The organism is Halomonas sp. TD01 (genome assembly GCF_923868895.1).
Taxonomy (GTDB): Bacteria; Pseudomonadota; Gammaproteobacteria; order Pseudomonadales; family Halomonadaceae; genus Vreelandella.
Map to the genome: position 1 here is coordinate 377,757 of NZ_OV350343.1, position 24,536 is coordinate 402,292.

The 24,536-nt window shown below is 54.0% G+C and carries 23 protein-coding genes; 6 read left to right on the plus strand and 17 right to left on the minus strand.

Translation table 11 applies throughout. The features are described 5' to 3' along the window. Nucleotides 1–105 precede the first annotated feature (105 nt). Together guaA and guaB are read right to left on the minus strand one after the other, a co-directional pair. Nucleotides 106–1,683, minus strand: a complete 1,578-nt coding sequence (guaA, locus tag L1X57_RS01830; protein ID WP_009722237.1) for a glutamine-hydrolyzing GMP synthase — start codon at nucleotides 1,681–1,683, stop codon at nucleotides 106–108. Between the two features lie 96 nt (nucleotides 1,684–1,779). Next, complete coding sequence (guaB, locus tag L1X57_RS01835; RefSeq protein ID WP_009722236.1) at nucleotides 1,780–3,249, minus strand: IMP dehydrogenase; 1,470 nt, start codon at nucleotides 3,247–3,249, stop codon at nucleotides 1,780–1,782. A gap of 174 nt (nucleotides 3,250–3,423) precedes the next feature. Here guaB and xseA point away from each other — a divergent pair, with 174 nt between their 5' ends. Further along, a complete protein-coding gene (gene xseA, locus L1X57_RS01840) occupies nucleotides 3,424–4,767 on the plus strand; it encodes an exodeoxyribonuclease VII large subunit (RefSeq protein WP_234667877.1) in 1,344 nt (447 codons plus the stop codon). A gap of 77 nt (nucleotides 4,768–4,844) precedes the next feature. Here xseA and L1X57_RS01845 read toward each other — a convergent pair whose 3' ends face one another. Together L1X57_RS01845 and L1X57_RS01850 are read right to left on the minus strand one after the other, a co-directional pair. After that, nucleotides 4,845–5,102, minus strand: a complete 258-nt coding sequence (locus tag L1X57_RS01845; RefSeq protein WP_009722234.1) for a hypothetical protein — start codon at nucleotides 5,100–5,102, stop codon at nucleotides 4,845–4,847. Nucleotides 5,103–5,434: 332 nt separating this feature from the next. Further along, a complete protein-coding gene (locus tag L1X57_RS01850) occupies nucleotides 5,435–5,584 on the minus strand; it encodes a hypothetical protein (protein WP_009722233.1) in 150 nt (49 codons plus the stop codon). A 466-nt stretch (nucleotides 5,585–6,050) separates the two neighbouring features. Here L1X57_RS01850 and L1X57_RS01855 point away from each other — a divergent pair, with 466 nt between their 5' ends. Next, complete coding sequence (locus L1X57_RS01855) at nucleotides 6,051–6,905, plus strand: SDR family oxidoreductase (RefSeq protein WP_009722232.1); 855 nt, start codon at nucleotides 6,051–6,053, stop codon at nucleotides 6,903–6,905. 59 nt (nucleotides 6,906–6,964) lie between these two features. Here L1X57_RS01855 and L1X57_RS01860 read toward each other — a convergent pair whose 3' ends face one another. From L1X57_RS01860 to L1X57_RS01895, 8 genes are all read right to left on the minus strand, one after another. Continuing rightward, entirely contained in the window at nucleotides 6,965–7,936 is a 972-nt protein-coding gene (locus L1X57_RS01860; RefSeq protein WP_234667880.1) for a MurR/RpiR family transcriptional regulator, read from the minus strand. Next, nucleotides 7,881–8,912: a C45 family autoproteolytic acyltransferase/hydolase gene (locus tag L1X57_RS01865; RefSeq protein WP_009722230.1), complete on the minus strand. Its 1,032-nt coding sequence runs from the start codon at nucleotides 8,910–8,912 to the stop codon at nucleotides 7,881–7,883. The genes L1X57_RS01860 and L1X57_RS01865 overlap by 56 nt, the downstream gene beginning before the upstream one ends. Next, the gene (gene glnQ / locus L1X57_RS01870; RefSeq protein ID WP_009722229.1) at nucleotides 8,905–9,633 is read right to left on the minus strand and encodes a glutamine ABC transporter ATP-binding protein GlnQ; all 729 of its coding nucleotides are present in this window, start codon (nucleotides 9,631–9,633) and stop codon (nucleotides 8,905–8,907) included. Before glnQ ends, L1X57_RS01865 begins: the two co-directional genes overlap by 8 nt. Next, nucleotides 9,630–10,286, minus strand: coding sequence for a glutamine ABC transporter permease GlnP (gene glnP / locus L1X57_RS01875; protein WP_009722228.1), 657 nt, complete (start codon nucleotides 10,284–10,286; stop codon nucleotides 9,630–9,632). The genes glnQ and glnP overlap by 4 nt, the downstream gene beginning before the upstream one ends. A gap of 72 nt (nucleotides 10,287–10,358) precedes the next feature. Then, the gene (gene glnH / locus L1X57_RS01880; RefSeq protein WP_009722227.1) at nucleotides 10,359–11,096 is read right to left on the minus strand and encodes a glutamine ABC transporter substrate-binding protein GlnH; all 738 of its coding nucleotides are present in this window, start codon (nucleotides 11,094–11,096) and stop codon (nucleotides 10,359–10,361) included. A 234-nt stretch (nucleotides 11,097–11,330) separates the two neighbouring features. Then, on the minus strand, nucleotides 11,331–12,644 hold the full coding sequence (gene argA / locus L1X57_RS01885; protein ID WP_009722226.1) for an amino-acid N-acetyltransferase: 1,314 nt from the start codon (nucleotides 12,642–12,644) through the stop codon (nucleotides 11,331–11,333). A gap of 183 nt (nucleotides 12,645–12,827) precedes the next feature. After that, complete coding sequence (locus L1X57_RS01890; RefSeq protein WP_234667882.1) at nucleotides 12,828–14,093, minus strand: inorganic phosphate transporter; 1,266 nt, start codon at nucleotides 14,091–14,093, stop codon at nucleotides 12,828–12,830. 9 nt (nucleotides 14,094–14,102) lie between these two features. Next, nucleotides 14,103–14,783 carry a TIGR00153 family protein gene (locus L1X57_RS01895; RefSeq protein ID WP_009722224.1) on the minus strand — a complete coding sequence of 227 codons (681 nt, stop codon included), beginning with the start codon at nucleotides 14,781–14,783 and terminating at the stop codon, nucleotides 14,103–14,105. A 135-nt stretch (nucleotides 14,784–14,918) separates the two neighbouring features. On the opposite strand from L1X57_RS01895, the gene L1X57_RS01900 reads away from it, so the two are divergent. Continuing rightward, a complete protein-coding gene (locus L1X57_RS01900) occupies nucleotides 14,919–15,827 on the plus strand; it encodes a CYTH domain-containing protein (RefSeq protein ID WP_009722223.1) in 909 nt (302 codons plus the stop codon). 29 nt (nucleotides 15,828–15,856) lie between these two features. Beyond that, a complete protein-coding gene (locus L1X57_RS01905) occupies nucleotides 15,857–16,753 on the plus strand; it encodes an ion transporter (RefSeq protein WP_009722222.1) in 897 nt (298 codons plus the stop codon). A 57-nt stretch (nucleotides 16,754–16,810) separates the two neighbouring features. Here L1X57_RS01905 and L1X57_RS01910 read toward each other — a convergent pair whose 3' ends face one another. The 3 genes from L1X57_RS01910 to L1X57_RS01920 all read right to left on the minus strand — a co-directional run bounded on the left by L1X57_RS01910 (nucleotide 16,811) and on the right by L1X57_RS01920 (nucleotide 19,487). Further along, complete coding sequence (locus L1X57_RS01910; protein ID WP_009722221.1) at nucleotides 16,811–17,587, minus strand: 5'-nucleotidase, lipoprotein e(P4) family; 777 nt, start codon at nucleotides 17,585–17,587, stop codon at nucleotides 16,811–16,813. A gap of 265 nt (nucleotides 17,588–17,852) precedes the next feature. Next, nucleotides 17,853–18,476 (minus strand): L-threonylcarbamoyladenylate synthase, encoded by a 624-nt coding sequence (locus L1X57_RS01915; RefSeq protein ID WP_009722220.1) that lies wholly within the window; start codon nucleotides 18,474–18,476, stop codon nucleotides 17,853–17,855. Between the two features lie 63 nt (nucleotides 18,477–18,539). Further along, the gene (locus tag L1X57_RS01920) at nucleotides 18,540–19,487 is read right to left on the minus strand and encodes a PHP domain-containing protein (protein ID WP_009722219.1); all 948 of its coding nucleotides are present in this window, start codon (nucleotides 19,485–19,487) and stop codon (nucleotides 18,540–18,542) included. Between the two features lie 180 nt (nucleotides 19,488–19,667). Between L1X57_RS01920 and L1X57_RS01925 the strand changes: the two genes are divergently transcribed. Both L1X57_RS01925 and mnmC read left to right on the plus strand, forming a co-directional pair. Continuing rightward, entirely contained in the window at nucleotides 19,668–19,967 is a 300-nt protein-coding gene (locus L1X57_RS01925; protein WP_009722218.1) for a YciI family protein, read from the plus strand. Between the two features lie 171 nt (nucleotides 19,968–20,138). After that, nucleotides 20,139–22,148 carry a bifunctional tRNA (5-methylaminomethyl-2-thiouridine)(34)-methyltransferase MnmD/FAD-dependent 5-carboxymethylaminomethyl-2-thiouridine(34) oxidoreductase MnmC gene (mnmC, locus tag L1X57_RS01930; RefSeq protein WP_009722217.1) on the plus strand — a complete coding sequence of 670 codons (2,010 nt, stop codon included), beginning with the start codon at nucleotides 20,139–20,141 and terminating at the stop codon, nucleotides 22,146–22,148. On the opposite strand, the gene L1X57_RS01935 is transcribed toward mnmC, so the two are convergent. Beyond that, nucleotides 22,142–22,414: a YheU family protein gene (locus tag L1X57_RS01935; RefSeq protein WP_009722216.1), complete on the minus strand. Its 273-nt coding sequence runs from the start codon at nucleotides 22,412–22,414 to the stop codon at nucleotides 22,142–22,144. The two genes, mnmC and L1X57_RS01935, sit on opposite strands and share 7 nt — an antisense overlap. After that, nucleotides 22,411–24,474 (minus strand): NAD-dependent DNA ligase LigA, encoded by a 2,064-nt coding sequence (ligA, locus tag L1X57_RS01940; protein ID WP_009722215.1) that lies wholly within the window; start codon nucleotides 24,472–24,474, stop codon nucleotides 22,411–22,413. The genes L1X57_RS01935 and ligA overlap by 4 nt, the downstream gene beginning before the upstream one ends. Nucleotides 24,475–24,536: the final 62 nt, after the last annotated feature.

The following is a 24,536-nucleotide window of genomic DNA, read 5'->3' on the forward strand; positions in this document are numbered from 1 at the left end:
TTTTACCGTTGCATATTCTCAATACTAAATATAGACCTGATACCGAACAGTTTAAGGTTAGGCTACATCACTTGCGCCCACGCAACTATATAAATAAGCCTACATTCACTCCCACTCAATCGTAGCCGGTGGCTTGCTGCTCACGTCATAAGTAACCCGCGAAACCCCTTCCAACTCATTGATAATCCGGTTGGAAACTTTCTCCAGTAGCTCGTAGGGCAGGTGCGCCCAGCGGGCGGTCATGAAGTCGATGGTTTCGACCGCGCGTAGCGCGATGACCCATTCGTAGCGGCGGCCGTCGCCGACGACACCTACCGATTTCACCGGTAGGAACACGGCGAAGGCTTGGCTGGTTTTTTCGTACCAACCGGCGGCGCGTAGTTCTTCGATGTAGATGGCGTCGGCATCACGCAGGATGTCGGCGTACTCTTTCTTCACTTCGCCCAAAATGCGCACGCCCAGGCCGGGGCCAGGGAACGGATGGCGGTAGACCATATCGTAAGGCAGGCCGAGTTCGAGGCCGAGTTTGCGCACTTCATCTTTGAACAGTTCGCGCAGCGGTTCCACCAGCTTGAGCTTCATGGTTTCCGGCAGACCACCCACGTTGTGGTGGGATTTGATCACGTGCGCTTTGCCGGTTTTAGAGGCGGCGGATTCGATCACGTCCGGGTAGATGGTGCCCTGGGCCAGGAAGTCGACGCCTTCAATTTTGCTGGCTTCTTCATCGAACACGTCGATAAAGGTGTTGCCGATGATTTTGCGCTTGGCTTCCGGGTCGTTTTCGCCCTTCAGCTTGCCCAGGAACAGCTCTTCGGCGTCGACACGGATCACTTTCACGCCCATGTGCTTGGCGAAGGTTTCCATCACTTGGTCGCCTTCGTTTTTGCGCAGCAGACCGTTATCGACGAATACGCAGGTCAGCTGGTCGCCAATGGCTTTGTGCAGCAGCGCCGCCACAACCGAGGAGTCGACACCACCGGAAAGGCCAAGCAGTACATGGCGGTCGCCCACTTGCTCGCGTACGCGCTGCACTTGGTCTTCGATAATTTGTGCAGGCGTCCAGAGTTTTTCAGCACCGCAAATATCCAGCACGAAGTGCTCAAGAATGCGCTGACCTTGCAGGGTGTGGGTCACTTCCGGGTGGAACTGTACGCCGTAGAATTGCTTCTCTTCCCAGGCCATAGCGGCAATCGGGCAGCTCGGCGTGGAAGCGGTCACGGTGAAGGTGTCAGGTACCTGGGAGACCTTGTCGCCGTGGCTCATCCATACGTCTAGCAGGCCTTTGCCGCTGTCGGTATCGATGTGGTCTTTGATGTCTTTGAACAGCGGGGTGTCGCCGTCGATTTGAATCTGGGCGTAGCCAAATTCGCGCTGGTTAGAGCCTTCAACTTTGCCGCCAAGCTGCTCGGCCATGGTCTGCATGCCGTAGCAGATACCAAACACCGGCAGGCCCATTTCGAACACGCACGCCGGTGCTCGCGGGGAATCCAGTTCGGTCACGGATTCCGGGCCACCGGCCAGGATGATGCCGTTAGGGTTGTATTCGCGAATTTCTTCTTCGGTGATATCGAAGGCGCGGATTTCGGAGAATACACCGATCTCACGTACACGGCGGGCGATCAGCTGGGTGTACTGGGAGCCGAAGTCGAGAATCAGGATCTTATGGGCGTGAATGTCACTCATGGCGGGGTCTCGGTTAAGCGGTGTGGGTGCCGCTGGTAAGGCCAAAAAGCAAGCGGCGGGGCAATGCCCGCCGCGCCATTTAACTAAACGTGCTGGTTAGCTCACCCGGTAGTTGGGAGCTTCTTTGGTGATCTGCACGTTGTGCACGTGGGATTCGTTAAAGCCAGCGCTGGTAATTTGTACAAATTCTGGCTTGGTGCGCATTTCTTGAATATCGCGGCAGCCGGTGTAACCCATGGAAGCGCGCAGGCCACCCATCAGCTGGTGAACGATAGCGCCCATCATGCCTTTATAGGGTACGCGGCCTTCAATGCCTTCCGGCACCAGCTTCTCGGCACCTTCGCTCTTGTCTTGGAAGTAGCGGTCGGCGCTGCCCTGGTTCTGAGACATGGCGCCCATGGAACCCATGCCACGGTAGGCTTTGTAGGTACGGCCTTGGTAAAGCTCGACTTCACCGGGGGCTTCTTCGGTACCGGCGAGCAGGCCACCGACCATCACCGCGCTTGCGCCAGCGGCGATCGCTTTGGCTAAGTCACCCGAGAAGCGAATGCCGCCGTCAGCGATCAGCGGAATATCGAACTCTTTCAGCGCTTCTGCCACGTTAGAAACCGCGGTGATTTGCGGTACGCCAACCCCTGCAACAATACGCGTGGTGCAGATAGAACCGGGGCCAATGCCCACTTTAACAGCGTCTGCGCCCGCTTCAGCCAGCGCTTTCGCGGCAGCGGCGGTGGCGATGTTGCCGCCAATCACTTGAATGTTGGGGAAGTTCTCTTTGATCCAGCGCACGCGGTCGATAACGCCTTTGGAATGGCCATGGGCAGTATCAACAATGATCACATCCACACCGGCTTCGGCCAGAGCCGCAACGCGATCAGGCGTTTCTGGGCCAGTACCAACGGCGGCGCCAACCAACAAGCGGCCATCGCTATCTTTAGCAGCCATCGGATAAGTGCGGGCTTTTTCGATGTCCTGGAAGGTCACCAGGCCCCGCAGGTGAAACTCGTCATCGACGATCAGCATTTTCTCAATGCGGTGTTCGCGCATTTTGGCTTTGCTGGTTTCAAGGTCGGTGCCTTCCTTGACAGTAATCAACCGATCGCGGGGGGTCATGATGTCCGCTACGCTGTCGCCGTGGTTAGGCTGGAAGCGCATATCACGCTCGGTCACAATACCAACCAGCGTTTCACCTTCTACAACGGGGAAGCCAGAGAAGCCGTTCTCGCGCGCCATCGCCAGCAGGTCTTCCAGCTTCGCCTTGGGGCTAACGGTGACCGGATCTTTTACAATCACGCTTTCGTGCTTTTTAACCTTGCGCACTTCAGCGGCTTGCTGGCTCATGGCCATGCTCTTATGGATAATGCCGATGCCGCCTTCCTGGGCCATCGCAATTGCTAGACGCGCTTCGGTAACGGTGTCCATTGCAGCGGAAAGCAGCGGGATATTGAGTGAAATATTGCGGGTCAGGCGGGTTTTGAGGCTGACATCCTTAGGCAGAATATCGGAGAAGCCGGGAACGAGGAGTACGTCGTCGAACGTAAGTGCTTCTTGGGCCATACGTAGCATAGCGGCAACACCCTGATGGAAGAGGAAGTGGGGCGTGGAAAGTTAATCCCCTATTATAACGTTTTGAAGGCCGTACCAGCAATGTGAAGAAGGTTTTCAATTCAGACCAATGGCTAATAAGCTAGGATTCTTGCGAAAACTACCCGCTCGCCCATTTATTTGTAAGGTTGCTCCATGCACGAAACGCCACAAGCGCTCTCTGTTAGTCAGTTGAATCAGCGCGCCAAGCAGACCCTTGAGCGAGAGGTGGGCGAGGTGTGGGTAGAAGGCGAACTTTCCAATGTTTCCCGCCCGGCCTCTGGGCATATTTACTTCACGCTGAAGGATGACCGCGCGCAAATTCGCTGTGCACTGTTTCGCCAGCGGGCGCGTTTTGTGGCGGCCCCCATGCGTGATGGTGATCAGGTAAAACTACGCGGCCGTGTTTCGCTGTTCGAGCCGCGCGGCGACTATCAGCTGATTGCCGACGCCGTGCAGGCGGCGGGCTTGGGGGAGCTACTGGCGGCATTTGAGCGCCTAAAAGTGCAGTTGGAAAGCGAAGGCGTGTTTGCCAATGCTCGCCCTCTGCCCTTTCCACCCCGCAAGATTTTGATTTTGAGTTCTGCCAGCGGCGCAGCGATTCGCGATGTATTGGCGGTGCTGGCGGCTCGCTGGCCCCTGGCGGATGTCACGCTGATTCCGGTGCCCGTACAAGGTGCCGAGGCCGCCCCCGCCATGATTTCTGCACTGGGGTTATTAAACCGGCAGGCGCGTTTAGACCCTGACCAGGATGTGGTGCTGATCACCCGCGGTGGCGGTAGCTTAGAGGATTTGTGGGCGTTTAATAACGAGCATCTGGCACGGGCGATTTTTCACTCCCGCTTGCCGGTGATGTCAGCAGTGGGCCACGAGGTAGATACCACCCTGGCAGATTTCGCCGCCGATATGCGCGCCCCTACCCCATCGGCGGCGGCCGAGCGTTTAGTACCCGACCAGCAAGCGCTAAAGCACCAATTGTCACAGCTAGAAAACCGCTTACGTCGTGCCATGCAGGCGCGCTTAGAACGAGATAGCCAACGGTTGGATACCTTGCGTGCCCGCCTTCGCCACCCTGGGGAGCAGCTTAACCGCCAGCGCCAGTATGTTTCCGCCCTAACCCAACGGCTGCAACGCGCAATGCAGCAAAGCGTTCAGCAGCAGCAAACTAGGGTCACACAGTTAAGCAAACGCTTAGCCAGCCAAGACATGGCACGCCTACACCGCACAGAGCAAGAGCGTGTTAGCCAGCTCCAGCGCCGTTTAGCCAGCACTATACAGCGGGCGTTGGAAGTACGTCAGGCACTCTTGAGTAGCGCTGCCCGTGAGCTAAATGCCGTCAGCCCACTTGCGGTATTGGGGCGCGGCTATGCCATTGCCCAGGATGAAAAGGGCCATGTCATTCGCCGAGCAGAGGACACCGAGCCAGGCCAGAAACTCTCGCTACGGCTGGGCGAAGGCAGGCTAAGCGTAGAAGTAAAACGGCGCTACAACAAAAAGTAGCGCCGCGTGAATGGCCATGAGTTTGCCGCTAGTTAGGCCTACGGTGTGACAAATCATGCTTATCATCGACCAACTGTTTAGCCGTTCCATCGTTTAACTGATTTGACGTTCTCCTCTAAGTGGTGCGCTGCGCCTCTAGAGCTATAGCTGATATGCAGCGCTTTTTCTTTATCTTGTTGCTGAGCAGTCACTTTTAGTTCCTCAGCGCTCTCTCGGCTTTTTTGCTTAAGTGAACCGTGATCATCCAGCTCATCAAGATGTAAATCGTCAATATGTGAATCTTCAATATGTGAATCTTCAATATGTGAATAGTTCTGTTTTCCTTGCTCATCCATGGTGACGCCCTCCGTGTCGTTAAAATAGCTTCGAAAATCACCTCTTATTTAAAACTATAGCGAACCGCCATTAGCTTTCCATTCAAAACAGCTTAATGATCAAAAAAACCAACCCAACCCAACCCAACCCAACCCAATCCAACCCAACCCAATCCAACCCAACAAATATCGTTAATTTTCATAAATCAAATCAAAAGACAGCGAATATAAATAACAAAAATTAAAATATTAGCATTTAAACCCACTCACCGGAGATACTGCTAACTATTACAACATCCTATAAAAAAGGCGCTACTATTGGGTAGCGCCCATTATTAGGCAAACCGGTTAAATTAGTGTTTAGGTTGCTTGGTGGACGACTTATCGTCGGCATCAGGATTGACATGATGCGTGTCGGGCATCGGATTGGCATCATCATGGTGATCTTGGCGCTGATCTTTCTTATGATCGTTCTTGTGATCGTCTTTATCAGGTTGCTGCATATTACCTCCTATTCCTTGGTAGTCGCCGTATCGCCTTACGTGCCAAGGGGAATGAATTGGCTTATTCACTATAGTCGCTCGTAACCTACTTGCCATTACGCAAAATAAAAATCATCCAAAGCACGCAGCACACTTACCTTTTATAAAACTTATAAAACAGCCACTTGTGATATTAATACGTTATTAAAAACGATCTAATAGACATTTCAAATAGTCATTATTAACGTTTTCTATTACCTTTACCGCGGGGTTATCCAGCGGTTACTTGTCACTTTATGCGCCATTGGTCTACGTTAGAAGCACTCGAATTAAGAACATAAGGCATTCAAAAATAGGGATGCCCTATTTAGCCACTGAAACCGGATGAAACATACACTGTCATTTTCAACTCTTCCCAGTGCTGAATCTTTCTAGCCTTCCAATAGGCTAGCGTTAAAAAAATGTGCCAACAAAGGAGTGACCGCACATGAGTGATCAACAGCAACCCCCGCAGCATCAGAATAAACAGCCCGGCGATGAGCATGCGATGCAGCCAACGCCGGAGTATATTCGCGAAAGCTACCGCGGTGCCGATAAGCTATTAGATAAAGTTGCTATCATTACTGGTGGCGACAGCGGCATTGGCCGAGCGGTGGCCGTACATTACGCCCGTGAAGGTGCCGATAGCGTTATTGTGCACCTTAAAGAGCCCAAAGATGCCGACGATACCAAGCGTTTAGTAGAGGCAGAGGGACGCCGTTGCTTGGTGCTGCAAGGCGACGTGGCGGAACCCATCTTTTGTGGCGACATTGTGGAACATACCCTGAAAGAGTTCGGCAAGCTCAACGTAGTTATTCATAATGCCGCTGAGCAGTATGACTGGGACGATGTCACTGACATTCCTGATGAGCAGCTACTACGCACGTTTCAAACGAACGTGTTCAGCCATTTTTATCTCACGAAAGCGGCACTGCCCCACCTGAGTGAAGGCGACACCATTATCGCCACGTCCTCCATCAACGCCTTCAAAGGCAACGACACACTAATTGACTACACCGCCACGAAAGGCGCCATCCAAGGGTTTGTACGCTCAATGGCTATGTCGTTAATGGATAGAGGCATTCGGGTTAATGCCGTCGCGCCGGGGCCAATCTGGACACCGTTAATTCCCGCCAGCTTTGATGACGAAAAAGTCGCCAACTTTGGCGGGCAAGTCCCCATGAAGCGAGCCGGCCATCCCAGTGAAATTGGCCCAGCGTATGTATACCTCGCCAGCGAAGAGTCGTCTTACATGAGCGGCCAAACGTTGCACTTAAATGGCGGGGTTATTTTAAATACTTAAGCTTGAATAACTGAGCTTAAGTATCTGCGGTGATCAGTAAAGCTGCATTTAACGACTTGTCAGCGTATTTCGATATCCAACTCGGTGATAAAGCGGTCCCGCCGCGAGATTGCCTTACCTGCCGAGTCGCCTGCCAGGGTGGCACAAGCATTAATCAGGCACTCCATGGCGGCAAAATAGGCCACCATGCTGTTGGAAATAAAGCTGCTTTCATGGGGCACCAGGATAGATACCTGCGCATATTCGACCAGTGCAGAACTAGCGTAGTCGGTTACGGCCAAGGTTTGAATACCGTGAGCCTGCGCCATGCGGCAGACATCCACCACTTGGCGCGTATAGGGCTGACAGCTGGCGACAATCAGCACGTCACCTTCGGACAACGACGCCAATCCTTCCGCGACCCCATTAGTGGCGTCGCTAAGCAGTGCTACATCAGGACGCAACATGCCTAGCCCGTAGGCTGAGAAACTGCACAGTGCATGAAACTGACGCACACCGTACAGCCTTACTCTGGGCGCATTGATCACCGCTTGGGCGAAAGTTTCAATATCATCATGCTTCACACCCTGTAGAAAGCGATCGATATTGTGTTTGTTTTCAGCGCATAACTGCTCCGCCTGGACATGCAAACTGCGCTTGTCTGCTGCCAACGCGCTGGCAGCATGGTCGCGGTAAAAAGATGCTGAAGAAGTAAAGTTCGCGCTCAGCAGGACTCTTTGTAAATCACTGAAACGGGCATAGCCGAGAGAGCGTGCCAAACGAGAAATACTCGACGGGTTGACCTCTAAACGACGGGCTGCCGAGGAAATAGACAGCAAGACCTGGTCCCCCTGAAGGTCGATCAGGCGCGCCAGTACTTCCCGTGCTTTAGGGCCAAGTCGCAGCTCACTCTCACCTCTGGCAATACGCAGTGCCAGTTCACGTAGCGCATCCAGCGTTTGGGGAGGCTGAGTACTTGATGACGCTTGGTCATTCTCACGTCGGGTAGATAAGTTTTCCGGCATAAGCGGGCGGCGCTCCAGTACGATCATAAAGCTGCCATGCTACACCATCCGCTTCAAGACGCATCACAGCCGTAACCAGGGTATTCTCGTGATCAGGATCGTCAGCGCTAAGCCGCAGAATTGGCAGACCACTGGCTTGTTGATCATGCAAGATGGCCAGCGGCGCAGTCTCTCCTTCTTTCAGCAGCTGATCCCCACGCTGCTGGCGGTCTCTAGAGGAGTCAGTAATCCATTGTGACGCCACACCACTCGGGTGATACAGCGCATGATTGGCGTGCACGCTGGGGGCATTCAACGCCCTCTGGGCAGCCCCCCCGCCACCGAACTCAATACTCGTCACCTCGGGCTGGCCGCACTCGGCAAGCGAAAAATGAAAGCCGCCACACTCATTGTAGCGCTGCAGCAGCGCCACCACGTCGGTTACATTGGGCTGGTTTAGGGCTGCTCGCCCTAACACCATTCTTGGCACCTTGGGTGTGATATCGAGCAGGCGCAAATTATTGACCGCCTGCACCCAGCCCTGGCGGGTAAACGCCAGGGTGTGACCGGGTATCGAGCCGGGATAGCAGAAGGCTGTAAACCCTTCTCCCGGCGCTGATGTTACTTCAGCCATAAAGCAGTGGCCGCGGAAAAATGGCAGGCCATCTTCATTATGCGCCACCAGCGGCGTTTCTCCGGGAACCGCCAAGGTAGTACAGCCGTCCGGTGCATGGGCCAACAGGTCACCACGGCAGTTCCAAGCAAATACCGCCTCAATGGGCAGATTAAGGCCTTCCGCAAGCCCCTCTAGCTCTTCCCACACCTGGGGGAAATCACGCTGCGTATTGGCTGCCATGGTAGCAACAGCATTCTGGTGAATCGGGTCGTTAATCTCGGCCCAAATAGCGCTCGGCAACAGAAACCGATGCACCGCATCGCGCCCTGCGCGACCAAGGGCAACGCCAATGTCGCGTGGCTGTCCGTTGATAATCTGCCAGCCAATAGAGCTTACTTGTTTAGACATGGCGCAGAAAATCCTTCATCCGGTCATTAGGCGGGTTATCGATGACATCAACAGGGTTGGCATCAACAGCAATTTTGCCGTGTTCCATAAAAATCAAGCGTGTGCCCACCTGCTTGGCAAAGGACATTTCATGGGTCACCACCACCATAGTCATATGCTCTTCTGCCAATTTATGCATGACAGTCAGCACTTCCTGTTTTAGCTCAGGATCAAGCGCCGAGGTAGGTTCATCAAACAGCATTACTTTGGGCTTGATCGCTAGCGCTCGAGCAATCGCTACCCGCTGCTGCTGGCCACCCGAAAGCTCATGGGGGTAGTGTTTGGATTTGTCCCCTAGGCCGACCTTCTCCAGTAGCTCCTGGGCACTAATGTCAGCAGCCTTGCGCCCCATACCTCGCACATGGCGTTGACCAAAGGCCACATTTTCCAGCGCTGTCATCTGTGGAAACAGGTTGAACTGCTGGAAGACCATGCCCGCTTCCTGGCGAATTTCACGCAGCGTTTTGTTCCCCCCTTTAACGCTCATACCGTCAACAAGAAGGTCACCCGAGGTAATCATTTCCAGCCCATTAATACAGCGCAGCAAGGTGGATTTTCCAGAACCGGATGGCCCTATTAGCACGACCACTTCGCCACGATTAATTTCCAGATCAACCTTTTCAAGTACCTTAAGCGGGCCAAAGTGCTTGGACACATTTTTGAACTCTATGATGGCGCTCATAAGATCCTCATCCGCTTCTCGATGATACGCAGCAGCAGCGACAGCGTGCCGGTCATAATTAGGTAGAACACGGCAACCGCCGTCCATATTTCGACCGCGCGGAAGTTAGCCGCCATGATTTCCTGGCCAGTGCGCGTCAGTTCGCCGACGCCGATCACAATAAACAAGGAGGTATCTTTCAGACTGACAATGCACTGGTTACCCAGCGGTGGAATCAACCGACGAAAGGCCAGTGGGCCAACGATATAGACCACCACTTTCCAGCGCGGCAAACCAATGGCGCGTCCTGCCTCGGTTAATCCTTTTGAGATCGATAGCACTGCGCCACGCACAATCTCAGCAACATACGCCCCGGCATTAATAACGATCGCAAGAATGGCCGTTGTCATCGGGTCAATACGGATATCCACCAATACCGGCAAGGCGAAGTATAGAAACATCACCTGGACAACAATCGGCGTGCCACGAATGATTTCGACGTAGATAAACGCAAGCGTATTGAGAATATAGCCGCCGTAGGCACGCATCAGGCCAATAACAGCCCCCAATGAAATACCACCGATCAAGCCCGTTACGGTGATATACAGCGTGATTTTTGCCCCATGGAATAGTTGAGGCAGGAAATTAATGATAATCGACCAATCGACATTCATTGCCTTGCTCCTGATCTATCGAACTCAGCGGAGGGACACTGCCCTCCGCAAGATGTATGGAATAATCAGGCGTTATTCAGTCGGTGCTTCACCAAACCACTTGGCATAGATTTCATCGTAGCGACCATCTTCACGCATGGCGGCTAACACGCCATTAACCGGCTCGACCAGCTCGCTCCCCTTGGGAAAAGCAATGCCATACTCGTGCGCCATCATCTGCTCGCCTACGGCTTTAACCTGGCCGTCACCAGCAGTGGCGATGTAGTAGAGAACGTTGGGCGTATCATGCATAGCGGCTTCGACACGGCCAGTGCGTAATTCAAGGTAGGCGTTATCGATATTGGGGAATTGGCGTAGCTGGGTGTCGGTGAAGTTATCCCGGGCGTAATCAGCAGCGGAGGTGCCGGTGCGCACGGCCAGGGTTTTGCCCGCTAGGTCTTCTGCGCTTTCGATATCGCTATCGATTGGCACCATGATACGGAAGCCGCTTTCATAGTAGCCATCCGAAAAATCGATCACCTCAGCACGGTCTTCGCGGATGGTGATACCCGCCAGGGCAACATCTAACTGGCCGGTCTGCAGGCCAGGAATAATGCCGTTGAAATCCATTGGCCGCAGTTCGAAATCCAACTCAAGCTCTTCGGCAATCATTGTCCACATGTCGATATCGAAGCCGACATATTCACCGTCCTGGGCAAATTCAAAGGGCACAAAGGCAGTATCGGTGGCAACCACTAGCTTTTCCGCAGCGGCAGTCGTGGCAGTGAGAGAGAAAGCAGTAGCAGCCATTAGAGTGGTTAGTGTCTTCATGGGGTAATCCTCGTGACGTCGATGTTGTTGGCAATTTGTGAGTGACGTTGCGTGCAGATAACGGCGTTGTTCGTTGTTGTTGGTTTGGATTAGCTTCTTCAAATCTGCATGCAAATATAATTGCACAGATAACAAAAATGACCAAATATTTGCATTAATTTTTTGCACGCATGCGAAGCCGGATGTCGTAAAGACACCCGGCTCGGCTAGCGTTTTCTGTTTAAATAAGCGCTCTTACGTTAGATTTTTGACCAACACCTTGGATTTTCGGGCGTGGTTGTAGGCTTCACGCTTTAGCGGCGGCAGGTCGTCCAGGCTGGCCGCACGGAAGCCACGTTCAACAAACCAATGAGCCGTGTGGGTAGTCAGCACAAACATTTCGGAAAGCCCGCGCTGCCGAGCGCGTCGTTCTAACGCTTCCACCAAACGCTCGCCACGCTCACCGCCGCGGTAGTTACCGTGTACCGCGACACAGGCCATTTCCCCCACCGTGGTGTCTGGGAAAACATGCAGTGCGGCACAGCCAATCACCATGCCATCACGTTCTATCACCATGTAGTCATCAATTTCGTGCTCTAACCGCTCCCGCGAACGAGCCACCAACATGCCACGCCGCTCAAGCGGCTCCAGCAGCTCTAGCAGGCCAGCGACGTCGTTTAACGTGGCTGGTCGCAACTGCTCGTAGCGGTGCTGGGTGATCATGGTGCCAACGCCGTCACGGGTAAACAGCTCCCCCAACAGCGCATCGTGATTGCGCCAGGAAAGCAGGTGGGTGCGCGCGACCCCTTCTCGGGCGGCGGTGCAGGCGGCGTTTAAGTGGCGTGCCAGCTCACTGCCCGGTAACGCCTGCTGCAGCCGAGGTTCGGCCTCTGCCGGGGAAAGCTGGCGTAATAGCGCGCCCTGCTCGTCCTCTAGCCCTTCCGACTCGCCCAGCAGAATGAGCTTGTCCGCTTTCAGCGCTACGGCAGCATGTTGCGCCACTTCCGAGGCGTCTAAATCAAACACTTCCCCCGTACTGGAAAAGCCTAGCGGCGGCAGCAGCACCAGTGAGCCTTTTTCCAACAGCCCTTCAATAGCGCTAGCGCGTACCCGGCGCACTTCACCACTGTGATCAAAATCTACGCCTTCACGTACACCGAGTGGTTTAGCGGTCACCAAGTTGCCGGAAATCACGCTAAGCTCCACACCGTGTAGCGGCGTGCTAGGCAGGCCTAAGGAGAGCCGCGCCTCTAACCATAACCGTTGGTGCGCTGCTACCTGTTCCACATGGGCCATCACCGCTCGGTCAGCTACCCAACGGCCATCCACCCGCGTTGGCTCTACACCGGCAGCCGTTAATGCATCATGCACTTGTGGGCGAATACCAAACACCACGACTAGCCGCACCCCCAGGGTGTGTAGCAGCGCTAAATCCTGAATCAGCTGCTCCCCTCGGCCAGACGCCATGGCTTCGCCCTCAATTAAGATGACAAAGGTTCGTCCCCGGTGCGCGTTAATGTAAGGGGAAGCGTTACGAAACCAATCAACAAAAGGGAAGCGTGTGTCCAAGGGCCGCTCTCCGGCAGCAGGTGAATGAAAGTATCAGCGTTTACTTTAACAGAGCGCAAAAAACAGCGGCACCTTCTTGTGCAAATCCACCCAGATACAGGCTGATTTGCGCGAAGGTGCCGCTGCATTATCTATCCAAAATAGCATCGAGCAATGGCGTACTACGGCGGGTTTACCCCCGTGTTAACCGAACATGCCTTTGAACATAAAGAAGAACAGGATGGCCAAACCGGCACCTGCTGGCAGTGTGATAAGCCAAGACATCACAATCGTACCGATAACACGCAGATTAAGCGCTGCCATACCGCGTGCCAGACCCACACCAAGGATAGCCCCCACAAGCGTGTGGGTGGTTGAGATCGGCAAGCCAGTACCGGATGCCAACACCACGGTGGTCGCAGCGGCCAGCGTGGCAGCAAAACCACGGCTGGGCGTAAGTTCGGTAATGCCGGTACCAACGGTTGCAATGACTTTATGGCCGTAAGTAACAAGGCCAAACACAATGCCGCCGCCGCCAAGCACCAGTACCCACCAAGGCACTAACGCCGCGCTATCAATAACGCCGTCACTACGTACCACGCTAATTACCGCTGCCAGCGGGCCTACGGCGTTGGCAACATCGTTAGAGCCGTGGGCAAACGCCATCGCACAAGCCGTAAAGATCATCAGAACGCCAAATACCCGTTCAACATTGGCGTAGCCAAAGTGGTCACTGGCATTTTTTTCGAACTTAATGCGGCGCTGCATAATCAAGCCCAAGCCCATGATCCCTGCACCGATTAAAACCGATAGCAGCAAGCTCTGACCAAACGTCAAGTTCAGACCAACGTGGCTAAGGCCCTTGGTCAGCGTCACCATCGCCACGATAAACCCAACCAGGAACACATAGCCGGGTACGTAACGTTTGGCGGCGGCAAATGGGTCATCACTTTCGAAAATCAGGTGATGAACTGATTTGAACAGCACAAAGCCAATCGTACCGGCCAACAGTGGTGAAACGACCCAGCTGGAAGCAATTTGACCCACTTTGCCCCAAGCGACGGCTTCCATTCCAAGCCCCACCGCGCCAAAACCAACAATAGCGCCCACGATAGAGTGGGTGGTGGAAACCGGCCAGCCACGAGCCGATGCAATCATCAGCCAAATAGCAGCCGCCAGCAGCGCGGAAAGCATGCCGTAAACCAATAGTTGGGGGTTTGACTCTAGTAAGACAGGGTCAAGCATCCCGCCTCGGATAGTAGCGGTCACTTCGCCGCCCGCCAGCCAAGCACCTAAAAATTCAAAGATAACCGCGATAATAATGGCTTGTTTGATGGTGATGGCTTTCGACCCCACCGAAGTTCCCATCGCATTGGCAACGTCGTTTGCACCCACGCCCCAAGCCATAAAGAAGCCAAACAAACAGGCCAAAATAATAAAAATTTCACCGTGCTGGGCAATAATCTGCATGGAATCCCCTTAGCGTGCGGTCAAAATCTGCAGGCGGCTGCCCACGCGTTCGGCGCGATCGGATAGCTCACCGACCCAATCGATAATCTTGTAAAGAAAGATCACATCAACGGGGGGAAGCTGGCTCTCAAGCGCAAACAACTGTCGCCGAATATTCACCTGCTGATCATCAGCTTGGTGCTCAAGCGTATGCAGCTCGCGGATCATTTTCTGCATAACATCGGAAACGTTACGCCCAAAGCCGGACTCAAGGAGGTCTTTCAGCTCTTCTAACGCCTGACGCGCCTGAGCCACGCAAGCCACGCTGGTGCGCATATAATCACGCATGGGATCGGCCAGCTCATCAGGCACACGCATTTTACGTCCCAGCATAATGCCGGTAATGTCGCGCACCTTGTTGGCGATCTTGTCCTGCACGCTGATAAGGTCGAGCAAGTCAGAACGCGAGACGGGAAGGAACATCGTGTTGGGCAAATTAAGCCGAAGCTCTGTTTTCAGCGTGTCGGCGTCATGCTCTAAACGAGTGACGTTTTCACGCAATACAGCTGCGGTATCCCAATCACCGGCAAGTGATGCCTCGAAGAACGGCAACAGTTGGTCGGCACATTCATTGGCCTTGACGATGTGAGCCAGCAGCGGCTGGAATGGCGAGCGGCCAAACATCGCGGAAAAAGGGTTGGAGGTAACCATATAGCCTTTAGCCTGTTTTCGGGGAGCCTGGAAATGGCGGCGCCAGTATAAAGAGTGCGCTCGCCGCCGTCATGAAAAGTTCACAATGTAATTAAAAATTAATTGAAATGTCACAATATAAAGGTGGCTAATGTCATGAAAAATTCAACTCCTACTTCTAGTTCTGTTTCAGCACCTACCGAAATCGAGCTTAAACTCGCCCTTTCACCTGCTCAGCTAGACACGCTGCTGTGTCACACTGCGCTAGCAGCCCCCCCCGAACAGCAGCACCTTGCAAACACCTATTTCGATACCCCTGCGGGCGATATGGCCAAGGCACGGATCGCCGTGCGCTTACGCCAAATAGATGGCCGTGTGCTACAAACGGTAAAAACCGCAGGCCACGGCGGTGGCGGCCTCTCCACCCGACAAGAGTGGGAGTGGCAAGTTCCAGGCCCACAGCTTGACCAACATGACTTGGCCGCCCTACCGCCTTTTGAAGGTTCACTAGGCACCGTTATTTCAGCGCTACGCCCTGCGTTGCGCACCGATTTTATTCGGCGCAGCTGGCAAATCGACTGGCAAGGCAGCCATATCGAGTTAGTGTTGGACGAGGGAGAGATTGTCAGTGGTGGTGCTCAAGCGGCTATTTGCGAGGTTGAGCTGGAATTAAAAGCAGGCAAACCAGAGGCGCTTTGGTCGCTGGCATTGAAGCTCGCGGAAAGCGTACCGCTTCGCCCTTCTGATACCAGCAAAGCCGCTCGCGGAAATGCGTTAGGCGTGCAGCAGTGGTCACTACCTGAAGCTGATACCCCGGCTCAGTGGCTACACAGAGCTACGGTGGCGCTGGATGCCTATCACGACAGTGGTCTAGCGGAGCACCTAACCATCGCACAACAGGCGTTAGACACACTGGCCGCCCACCCGCAGTTGGATGAAAGCACCCACCGCGATGCTCAGACATTGGCCACGGCACTGACTGATAACGGACAGCCAACTTCCGCTTATGGCGTTGCTGCGTTAACTCTGGCCCATCGCTTCGCCTATCAAACCACGCTACGCTAGAAGCATTTAGCTCACTTCAGGATGACGCGATGAGTTTTCAATTAACTCCCGGTGCAGAAGGACTTCGCACACGGCTTTTCCATATTATTTTTGAGTCCGATACGCCGGGGGCCAAAGGATTTGATATTGCGCTGATTATCGCCATCCTAATCAGCGTGGCGGTTATTTTGCTGGACAGCGTGGATAGTTATTCCGAACGCTACGGGCACATTTTTTACTATGCAGAGTGGATATTTACCCTACTTTTCAGCATTGAACTGGCGGTGCGGATTTACTGTTTAGAGCGCCCAACGATTTACCTCAAAAGCTTCTACGGCATTGTCGATGTGATTGCGATTATCCCAGCCTGGTTAGTACTGCTGGTGCCTGGTGCTCACGGACTCGTGATCGTTCGGATACTGCGGGTGCTACGCATCTTCCGGATTCTGAGATTGATGGAGTTTATCGGCGAGGGGCGTTTACTACTCGATGCGCTTAAACGCAGTCTTCGTCAGATCCTGCTGTTTTTTAGCAGCATCATGATGGTCGTCATACTGTTTGCTGCGCTGATGTACACCATCGAGTCGCCTGAAGCCGGCTTTACCAGCATTCCTATGTCGATGTATTGGGCAATCGTCAGCATGACTACCGTGGGCTACGGAGATATTGTGCCAGCCACGTCGGTAGGCAAAGCGATCACGATGATTCTGATGCTGCTGGGGTACTCGATTATCGCCGTGCCTACCGGGGTTTTTTCCGCCCAAGTTATCCGCTCTATTCGCGAAGACCGTTATTCGGAAGAAGCCTGCCCCGGCTGTGGCCATGATCGCCATGATAAACGCGCTCGTTATTGCCTGCGCTGTGGCACATGGCTGGACGAAGACAGCGAAGACCCGCGCAAAAAAGAAGAGCAAAAAGAACAGCAAAAGGACGAAAAAAAGCCCTAGTCATTCACTAGGGCCTCTTCAGCTAATTAGCTTCCCATTAAAATGGGAAGCTAAAGCTTACTCGTCTTCAAAAGGTGCTTCCCACGCTTCTAGCTCCGCGTCGCTCCAGCTTCCGTAACTCGCATTGGGGAAAACAATCCAGTCTTGGCCAAAACGCTCAGCGTGGTCGTTAACCAGATCACGCTGTTCTTCAAGGCTTGCGCCGACAAAGTCACCCGAGAAATCATGCAGCGTATCGCCCAGTTGCATTACCAACGTGTGATTGTCTTCGACAATAGCGCGACGCTCGGTCTTCGGGGGACCAAGTAGCATAACGCGCTCGTCAGATACTTGAGGGAGTGATAACGCTTCTAAGGTAGCCAGCGTATCTGCTTTGTTTTCTTGATAGCGATCCGACACGTAATAGATCGACACACCCTGCTCATCGGCAAATTCCAGGAATTCCATGGCACCTGGGTTCAAACGCGGCTCGCCTTCGCGTTCCCAATGCAACCAAGTATCCCAAGTAGTAAAGTCGTGGCAGGCCTGCATATCGCGCACTAACAAGGCACTATTATCGATGAGTGTCTCATCCACATCGGTAATGATGGCCAAATCGGCATCTTCACCATGCGCTTCAATCTGTTTTTCCAAACGATAGGTCGCCAGCTCGAAGCCTTGGCGCTGTAAAGCAATTATTTCTGCGGATTGCTGTTGGTAACGAAGTCCCATGGCGTACTCAACCTGATCACAAGCGCTAGCGTCATCGGCTACAGCGTTACCTGATAAAGGAAGTAGCGCTAAGCTTGCGAATGCCGTTGCAGTGGCAGCGTTGCGGTATCGAGATATCGTCATTAAGCAATCTCCAGTCAGTGATGGTCATCAGGTTGCAGGGAAGTTCCTGTACCACCCATCATCATTAATTATCAAAAATAAGCATAATCATCATAATTTATTTTTATTGGTCATTCAAATAAGAAAGATAGCGCGCTAAATGAATTACCTATCAATATGGTTATCATTTTTATGGATTTTTTTATGAATAGAGAAACAGGCGGGACATCAGCAGCCCCCTTGAGACTTGCCGCCAGGGGCTACCATTACAAGCTAGAGAGAGGTGTTAACTCGTAAACGGCGTAACATCGCCGCGGCCTTCTCGTACAATTTTGGGCGGCAGCTCGCGCAGATCAATCACACTCGTGGGGTCAAGGTGACAGGCTCCGCCATCGATAATGGCATCAAGATGTGCCCCAAAGCGGTCGCGGATCTCTTCAGGATCGCTCATCGGCAGGGTATCTCCAACCGGAATCAACGTCACGCTCATCAGCGGCTCACCCAGCGCACCAAGCAGCGCGTGGGTAATGCGGTGATCCGGCACACGAACACCAATGGAGCGGCGCTTCGGGTGCAGCAACAGTCGCGGCACCTCTGTGGTGGCATCCAAAATAAAGGTGTAAGGGCCTGGTGTATAGGCCTTCAGCAGCCGAAACACTGCGTTGTCCACTTTAGCGTAAGTACCAATCTCGGAAAGATCCGAACACACCAGCGTAAAGTTGTGTTTATCATCTAGCGAGCGCAGCCATTTGATCTTCTCAATGGCCTTTTTCTCACCCAAGTGGCAGCCCAACGCATAGCCTGAATCCGTTGGATACGCGACCACACCGCCTTTACGGATGACTTCTATGGCTTGGTCAATCAAGCGTTTCTGCGGATTTTCGGGGTGAATCTGAAAATATTGACTCATCACTTGCTCCTGCCCGTGGGCATATCGTTGTCCATTATGTTTTTAGGTTAGCCGATACGCGGTTTAAGACCCAGGACCTAACATACCACTAGGTGCATCGCGCAAATGAACTAAGCGCGGGTGCTGCCAAATCGGCGGCGCAGCAGTGCGTGGTATCACGCTCATACTACCGGGGGCGGCATGGCTGCCAGGGAAATGAAAATCGCTACCCATGGAGGCATACAGGTCGCGCTCGACTAGTTGCCGGGCCAGGTCGCGGGTACTATCGGGATTCTGCTGACCACTCACCAGCTCAACGCTCTGCCCACCTGCGGCCTGAAAGGTATCCATCAGTAAGCCGCGCTTGCGCCGAGTAAGCCCGTAGCGTAGCGGATGCGCCAGCACCGCTACACCACCTGAAGCCACCACCCAGGCCACTGCATCACTAATTTCCGGCCAGTGGGCTTTTACATCGCCTTTTTTACCGCTGCCTAAATAGCGCTTAAACGCGCCTGCCCAGTCAGCAACCACACCTTCAGCTACCAGCGCGCGTGCAAAGTCTGGCCTGCCTAAGGGGCGGTCGCTGCCCGCCTGGGCACGCGCTTTTTCTAGCGCGTTGGGTAAACCCATTTTTTCTAACCGCTCGGCGATCACTTCAGCCCGCTTGATCCGCGCTTCGCGCTGCTGTTCAAGCCCTTCTACCAGCGGCCCTTGCAAACCGCCGGGCATAAGCGCCACTACGTGAATGTTGATTCCTTGCCAGCGCGTGGATAACTCACAGCCAGGCACCAAGCAAATCCCAGCTTGCTGAGCCGCGACTCCGGCTTCTTCAATGCCTTCCATGGTGTCATGATCTGTCAGCGACATGTGCGTAAGACCACGCTCAGCGCACAGCTTTACCAGCTCGGTAGGGGTAAGCGCGCCATCTGACGCGGTAGAGTGCATGTGTAAATCCACCGTATAACGCTGGTCGGCATCAAACACAGGGGGCAGAGAGTTAGCAGGAAGATAGTTCTCAGGAAGTAGGGGCATAAGCATGACGCCGTGTGGCGAGTTTGTCAGAATAGGATGGTGTGAATAAAAAATGGTGTGAACAAAACAGGCATCCTGTTTTCATTTAACGGTATACAGGCGCTCGCCATGGTGCGCGCTTACAAGGGCGCGGTCAATTCGACACTGGACAACCGCCCCAGCATACAAGGAGTTATCCCCATGCTTTACGCTATTATCAGTGAAGATGTATCTAACAGCTTGGAGCGCCGACTAGCGGCACGCCCGGATCACCTTGGCCGCCTGGAAAAGCTACGTGATGAAGGCCGCCTAGTTCTGGCTGGCCCCCACCCCGCTATTGATACCGACAACCCAGGCGATGCGGGCTTTAGCGGTAGCTTAGTCGTTGCCGAATTTGAAAGTCTTGAGGACGCACAAGCATGGGCTGATGCAGATCCATACATCATCGCGGGGGTCTATGCCAAGGTAATTGTTAAGCCGTTTAAAAAAGTTATGCCTTGACCGATAGCGGCGAGTGTGAAGAGTCCGTCTTCTTTTTCACAGAGCCTGTGGAAAACTCTGTGAAAACTCGGCGGACGCTTTTCCCAAAGCTAGAGATGATGCCCTTATCAACAAGTTGATCATTTTTTAACCAATCTTTAACACAAACTTCATCAGTACGGGGATACCCGCGTGACTCAACGCTCTACTGCCCTGCCCCCACTCGCGGCGTTAACGGCTCCTTTACTCACCTGGAACGAGACGTCTCCCCATTCAGACGCCTTCGACGATGTGTATTTTTCCAGGGAAGACGGCCGTGCTGAAACCGAACACGTTTTCCTGGGGGCGAATCACCTTCCCGAGCGCTTTGCGGATTGGCAACACAGCCGCGCGTTTGTGGTTGGCGAAACAGGCTTTGGCACTGGGCTTAATATGCTGTGCGCGTGGGACTGTTTTGAACAACACGCACCGGGTACTGCGCGCCTTCATCTGTTATCCACTGAGAAGTTTCCGCTTGACCGAGTGTCTCTTGAGCGCGCGCTAAGCGCTTGGCCTTCTTTGGCGCACTATGCACAGGCGCTATGCGCCCAATGGCCTGAAGCCGTCAGCGGCATTCACCGTCTTCATCTCAACGAGCGGGTAACTCTGGACCTGCACTTTGGCGACACCACAGAACGACTAAACCTGCTAGATGGCCAAGTCGACGCATGGTTTCTAGACGGCTTCGCTCCCTCTAAAAACCCAGAAATGTGGCAGCCTGAGCTATTCGAGGCCATGGCAGCGCGCTCTCGACCAGGGGCCACATTCGCCACGTTTACCTGTGCCGGTGTCGTTAAACGAGGATTAAAAGCAGCGGGGTTTAGCTGGCAAAAGGTCCCTGGATATGGACGGAAGCGGGAAATGTTAGCGGGCCATATCGACACGCCGCCTAACGACACCCGCCGCCAATCCACCCCTTGGTTCACGCCGCCTGCGGCAAGGCCCGCCAACCATGTAGTCATCATTGGGGCAGGCATGGCCGGTTGCAGCATTGCAGCGGCGTTAGCCAAGCGGGATATTCAAGTAACGGTCATTGAACGCGATGCTCCCGGCGCAGGTGGCTCTGGCAATCGTCAGGGAGCGCTGTACGTAAAGCTAGCAGCGGAAACGAATAACCAAAGCCGGTTCTATTTATCAGGACTTCTCTACAGCCAGCGGTGGCTTAGCCAACAGGCGTCCACCTCGCCACAGAAAACGCCGCTGTGGCAGCCATGTGGCGTAGTGCAACTGGCATTAAGTGACAAAGAGGCTATTCGCCAGCAGCACTTTATGGCACGCCACCCGCTGCCAGAAGCGGTGGTGTCAGCTCAAACGGAGACGCTTAGCGAACTAGCTGGTGTTCCTGTTACAGCGGGTCACGGGCTTTTTTATCCCCAGGCAGGCTGGGTGCGCCCCAAACTGCTCTGCGAACAGCTGTTACAGCACGCTAATATCACCTTGCATCAAGGGGAAGTGATGAGTCTGCAGCACGGCAGCGGTTGGCAGGTCAAATTGGCCAGTGGCGATACGCTGACCGCCGACCATGTTGTGGTGGCCAATGCGTCGCTGGCCAACCGCTTTGCGCAAACCGCGGCGCTCCCATTGCAGCAGGTTCGCGGCCAGGTTAGCGAGATGACGCTTCCTGCAGGAACTCAAGGCCCGCAACGTGTGGTATGTGCTGGCGGCTATGTATCGCCGCCAGTGGAAGGCGTGCTGACGTTTGGGGCCAGCTTTGTGCCCAATAACGCCACGAGCGACGTTACAACAGCGGATCACCAGCGCAATATCGATGAACTTCGCCAAGCACTGCCTGAGTGGGTCGCCGCACTTGAGACTGCTGGTGTAACACTAAACCCCGACACTCTAGCAGGCCGTGCTGCCGTACGTGCAGCAAGCCCAGACAAAAGCCCCTACGCGGGGCCAGTGCCTAATGCCGATGCATGGCAGCAGGATTACGCGGCGTTGCGAAAAGATGCGTCTAACGTGCCTGACACCCAAGGGAGGCACCATTCAGGACTGTGGATATCTACCGCACACGGCTCTCGGGGACTTGCCAGCGCCCCGCTCTGTGCCGAGGTCATTGCCTCGCGAATGTGTGATGAGCCGATGCCACTAGAGCTGTCGTTAGTGGACCATTTACATCCAGGTCGGCGGATTATTAGCGCGCTAGTACGCGCTCAGTAATCGCCCTCTTCCTCATCATCGGCAAGATCTCGCCCAAAGGAGCGCCATTGGGCGAGAGTCATCACCTCGGTCATTTCCAATTCGAGATCGTGAGCGATAATAAGCTCATGACGCTCAAGCTGCTGCTTCAGCTCAACCACCCAGCCGTCCATGCCCGCGCCAGTATCGGTGGTGTCATATCCCTGACGAGTCACAAATGTCTCAAGCAAAGCATCCAACGTTTCCGGCGGCAGCATGCGTGCTGGAACTTCAATAAAACGGCTCATTCACTCTGCTCCCAGGCAGCTAGACGCTCGATAAAGGTGGCTTCATCGATCACCTCAACGCCCAGCTGCTCTGCTTTGGTTAATTTACTGCCTGCGGCCTCGCCTGCCACAAGGCAGGTGGTTTTCTTGGAAACACTGCCGGCCACCTTAGCACCTAGCGCTTGCAGCCGAGCCTTGCCATCATCGCGGGTCATGGTGTCCATCGTGCCGGTGAGCACCCAGGTCTGCCCCTTCAAGGGCGTCGGGCCTTGAGTCACTACACTCTCTTGCCAGGTAATACCAGCATCGCGCAGTGCTACAATCGTTTCCTGATTGTGCGTTTGGCGGAAAAAAGTGTGAACATGAGCGGCCACAATCGGACCAACATCATTAACCGCTTCTAGCGCCGCTTGATCAGCTTCTTGCAGGGCCTGAAGTGTACCGAAGTGGCTGGCTAAATTTGCCGCTGTGGCTTCGCCTACTTCGCGAATACCTAAAGCGTAAATAAAACGTGCCAGCGTGGTGTGCTTGGCCTTATCCAGCGCATTTACCAAGTTGGTCGAGGATTTTTCCCCCATGCGCGGTAGCGTCTGAAGCTGTTCAACGGTTAAGCGAAACAAATCCGCCGGTGTTTTCACCCAGTCCAGTTCCACCAATTGTTCAATCAGCTTTTCGCCCAACCCATCCACATCTAACGCCTTACGGCTGACGAAATGCTTTAGCGCTTCTTTACGCTGAGCGGCACAATAAAGCCCACCTGAGCAACGAGCTACCGCTTCGCCTTCTAGCCGTTCAATATCCGAACCGCACACCGGGCAGTGCTCAGGAAAGGTAATCGCACGCGCCTGCGCAGGGCGCTTGTCGATATCTACCCGCACCACTTGAGGGATCACGTCGCCCGCGCGGCGAATAGCCACCGTATCACCAACCATCACACCTAAACGGGTGATTTCATCAGCGTTATGCAGCGTGGCGTTCGATACCGTAACACCGGCAACGGTGACGGGCTCTAGCCTAGCGACCGGGGTAATCGCGCCAGTACGGCCTACCTGAAACTCTACATCGTTAAGCGTCGTAACTTCTTCCTGGGCAGGAAACTTAAACGCTACTGCCCAACGTGGCGCACGCGCCACAAAACCAAGCTCCCGCTGGTGGCGCAGGTCGTTAACTTTGATCACTACGCCATCAATGTCGTAACCCAACTGGTCTCGCTTTTCACCCAGTTGCTCGCAGTAGTCAGCCACCAACTCAGGGCCACTGACAGTACGAAGCTCCGCACTGGAGCGAAAGCCCCACGCTTTGAGCCTTTCCATTTGCTGGCTATGGGTTGTCATTATGCTATTGCCGAGTGCGCTATCGGCAATATTCGCTATATCAATTCGGGCGACTTGATAAGCATGAAACTCTAATGGGCGTGTTGCGGTAATTCGCGGATCAAGCTGGCGTAGGCTGCCAGCCGCCGCATTACGCGGGTTAGCGAAGACCTTACTGCCTTCTTCCCTGGCTCGATCATTGAGCGCTTCAAAGCCTGCATGACGCATAATGACTTCGCCGCGTACTTCTAATAACGTTGGAATATTGTCGCCCAATAGCTTTAGCGGAACGGACTTCAAAGTGCGCAAATTCGATGTAATACCTTCCCCAGTACGGCCATCGCCACGGGTTGCGCCGCTAACCAGTATGCCCTGCTCATATACTAACGATACCGCGGCACCATCAAGCTTTGGCTCACAGCTAAATTCAATGTCTCCGACCTGACACTCCAAACGCTCAGCCACTCGCTCGGCAAATGCCGTAATATCATCGCGGCTAAAAGCGTTATCCAATGAAAGCATCGGGATCGCGTGGGCGACTTCAGGAAAACCTTCCGCTGGTGCAGCCCCCACGCGCTGAGTAGGGGAATCCGGCGAGACCAAGTGGGGGTATTCAGACTCCAATTGCTTCAACCGCTGCAGCTTGCGGTCGTAATCTGCGTCGGTCAGCTTAGGGTTGTCTAATACATAGTAGCGGTAGTTTGCATCATCAAGATCAGCGCGCAGCTGGCTAATCTCTTCCAGAAGTTTTTTCTCAGGCTGACTCATTCAGTTGTTCCGGCATACAAAAAAACAGGTGTTTAGTAACAAAAACACCCGCCTTCTTTAGG

Excerpts from the sequence above, each read along its gene's own strand:
- guaA (WP_009722237.1), bottom strand. The coding sequence starts at position 1,683 with ATGAGTGACATTCACGCCCATAAGATCCTGATTCTCGACTTCGGCTCC.
- guaB (WP_009722236.1), bottom strand. The coding sequence starts at position 3,249 with ATGCTACGTATGGCCCAAGAAGCACTTACGTTCGACGACGTACTCCTC.
- xseA (WP_234667877.1), top strand. The coding sequence starts at position 3,424 with ATGCACGAAACGCCACAAGCGCTCTCTGTTAGTCAGTTGAATCAGCGC.
- L1X57_RS01845 (WP_009722234.1), bottom strand. The coding sequence starts at position 5,102 with ATGGATGAGCAAGGAAAACAGAACTATTCACATATTGAAGATTCACAT.
- L1X57_RS01850 (WP_009722233.1), bottom strand. The coding sequence starts at position 5,584 with ATGCAGCAACCTGATAAAGACGATCACAAGAACGATCATAAGAAAGAT.
- L1X57_RS01855 (WP_009722232.1), top strand. The coding sequence starts at position 6,051 with ATGAGTGATCAACAGCAACCCCCGCAGCATCAGAATAAACAGCCCGGC.
- L1X57_RS01860 (WP_234667880.1), bottom strand. The coding sequence starts at position 7,936 with ATGATCGTACTGGAGCGCCGCCCGCTTATGCCGGAAAACTTATCTACC.
- L1X57_RS01865 (WP_009722230.1), bottom strand. The coding sequence starts at position 8,912 with ATGTCTAAACAAGTAAGCTCTATTGGCTGGCAGATTATCAACGGACAG.
- glnQ (WP_009722229.1), bottom strand. The coding sequence starts at position 9,633 with ATGAGCGCCATCATAGAGTTCAAAAATGTGTCCAAGCACTTTGGCCCG.
- glnP (WP_009722228.1), bottom strand. The coding sequence starts at position 10,286 with ATGAATGTCGATTGGTCGATTATCATTAATTTCCTGCCTCAACTATTC.
- glnH (WP_009722227.1), bottom strand. The coding sequence starts at position 11,096 with ATGAAGACACTAACCACTCTAATGGCTGCTACTGCTTTCTCTCTCACT.
- L1X57_RS01890 (WP_234667882.1), bottom strand. The coding sequence starts at position 14,093 with ATGCAGATTATTGCCCAGCACGGTGAAATTTTTATTATTTTGGCCTGT.
- L1X57_RS01895 (WP_009722224.1), bottom strand. The coding sequence starts at position 14,783 with ATGGTTACCTCCAACCCTTTTTCCGCGATGTTTGGCCGCTCGCCATTC.
- L1X57_RS01900 (WP_009722223.1), top strand. The coding sequence starts at position 14,919 with ATGAAAAATTCAACTCCTACTTCTAGTTCTGTTTCAGCACCTACCGAA.
- L1X57_RS01905 (WP_009722222.1), top strand. The coding sequence starts at position 15,857 with ATGAGTTTTCAATTAACTCCCGGTGCAGAAGGACTTCGCACACGGCTT.
- L1X57_RS01910 (WP_009722221.1), bottom strand. The coding sequence starts at position 17,587 with ATGACGATATCTCGATACCGCAACGCTGCCACTGCAACGGCATTCGCA.
- L1X57_RS01915 (WP_009722220.1), bottom strand. The coding sequence starts at position 18,476 with ATGAGTCAATATTTTCAGATTCACCCCGAAAATCCGCAGAAACGCTTG.
- L1X57_RS01920 (WP_009722219.1), bottom strand. The coding sequence starts at position 19,487 with ATGCCCCTACTTCCTGAGAACTATCTTCCTGCTAACTCTCTGCCCCCT.
- L1X57_RS01925 (WP_009722218.1), top strand. The coding sequence starts at position 19,668 with ATGCTTTACGCTATTATCAGTGAAGATGTATCTAACAGCTTGGAGCGC.
- L1X57_RS01935 (WP_009722216.1), bottom strand. The coding sequence starts at position 22,414 with ATGAGCCGTTTTATTGAAGTTCCAGCACGCATGCTGCCGCCGGAAACG.
- ligA (WP_009722215.1), bottom strand. The coding sequence starts at position 24,474 with ATGAGTCAGCCTGAGAAAAAACTTCTGGAAGAGATTAGCCAGCTGCGC.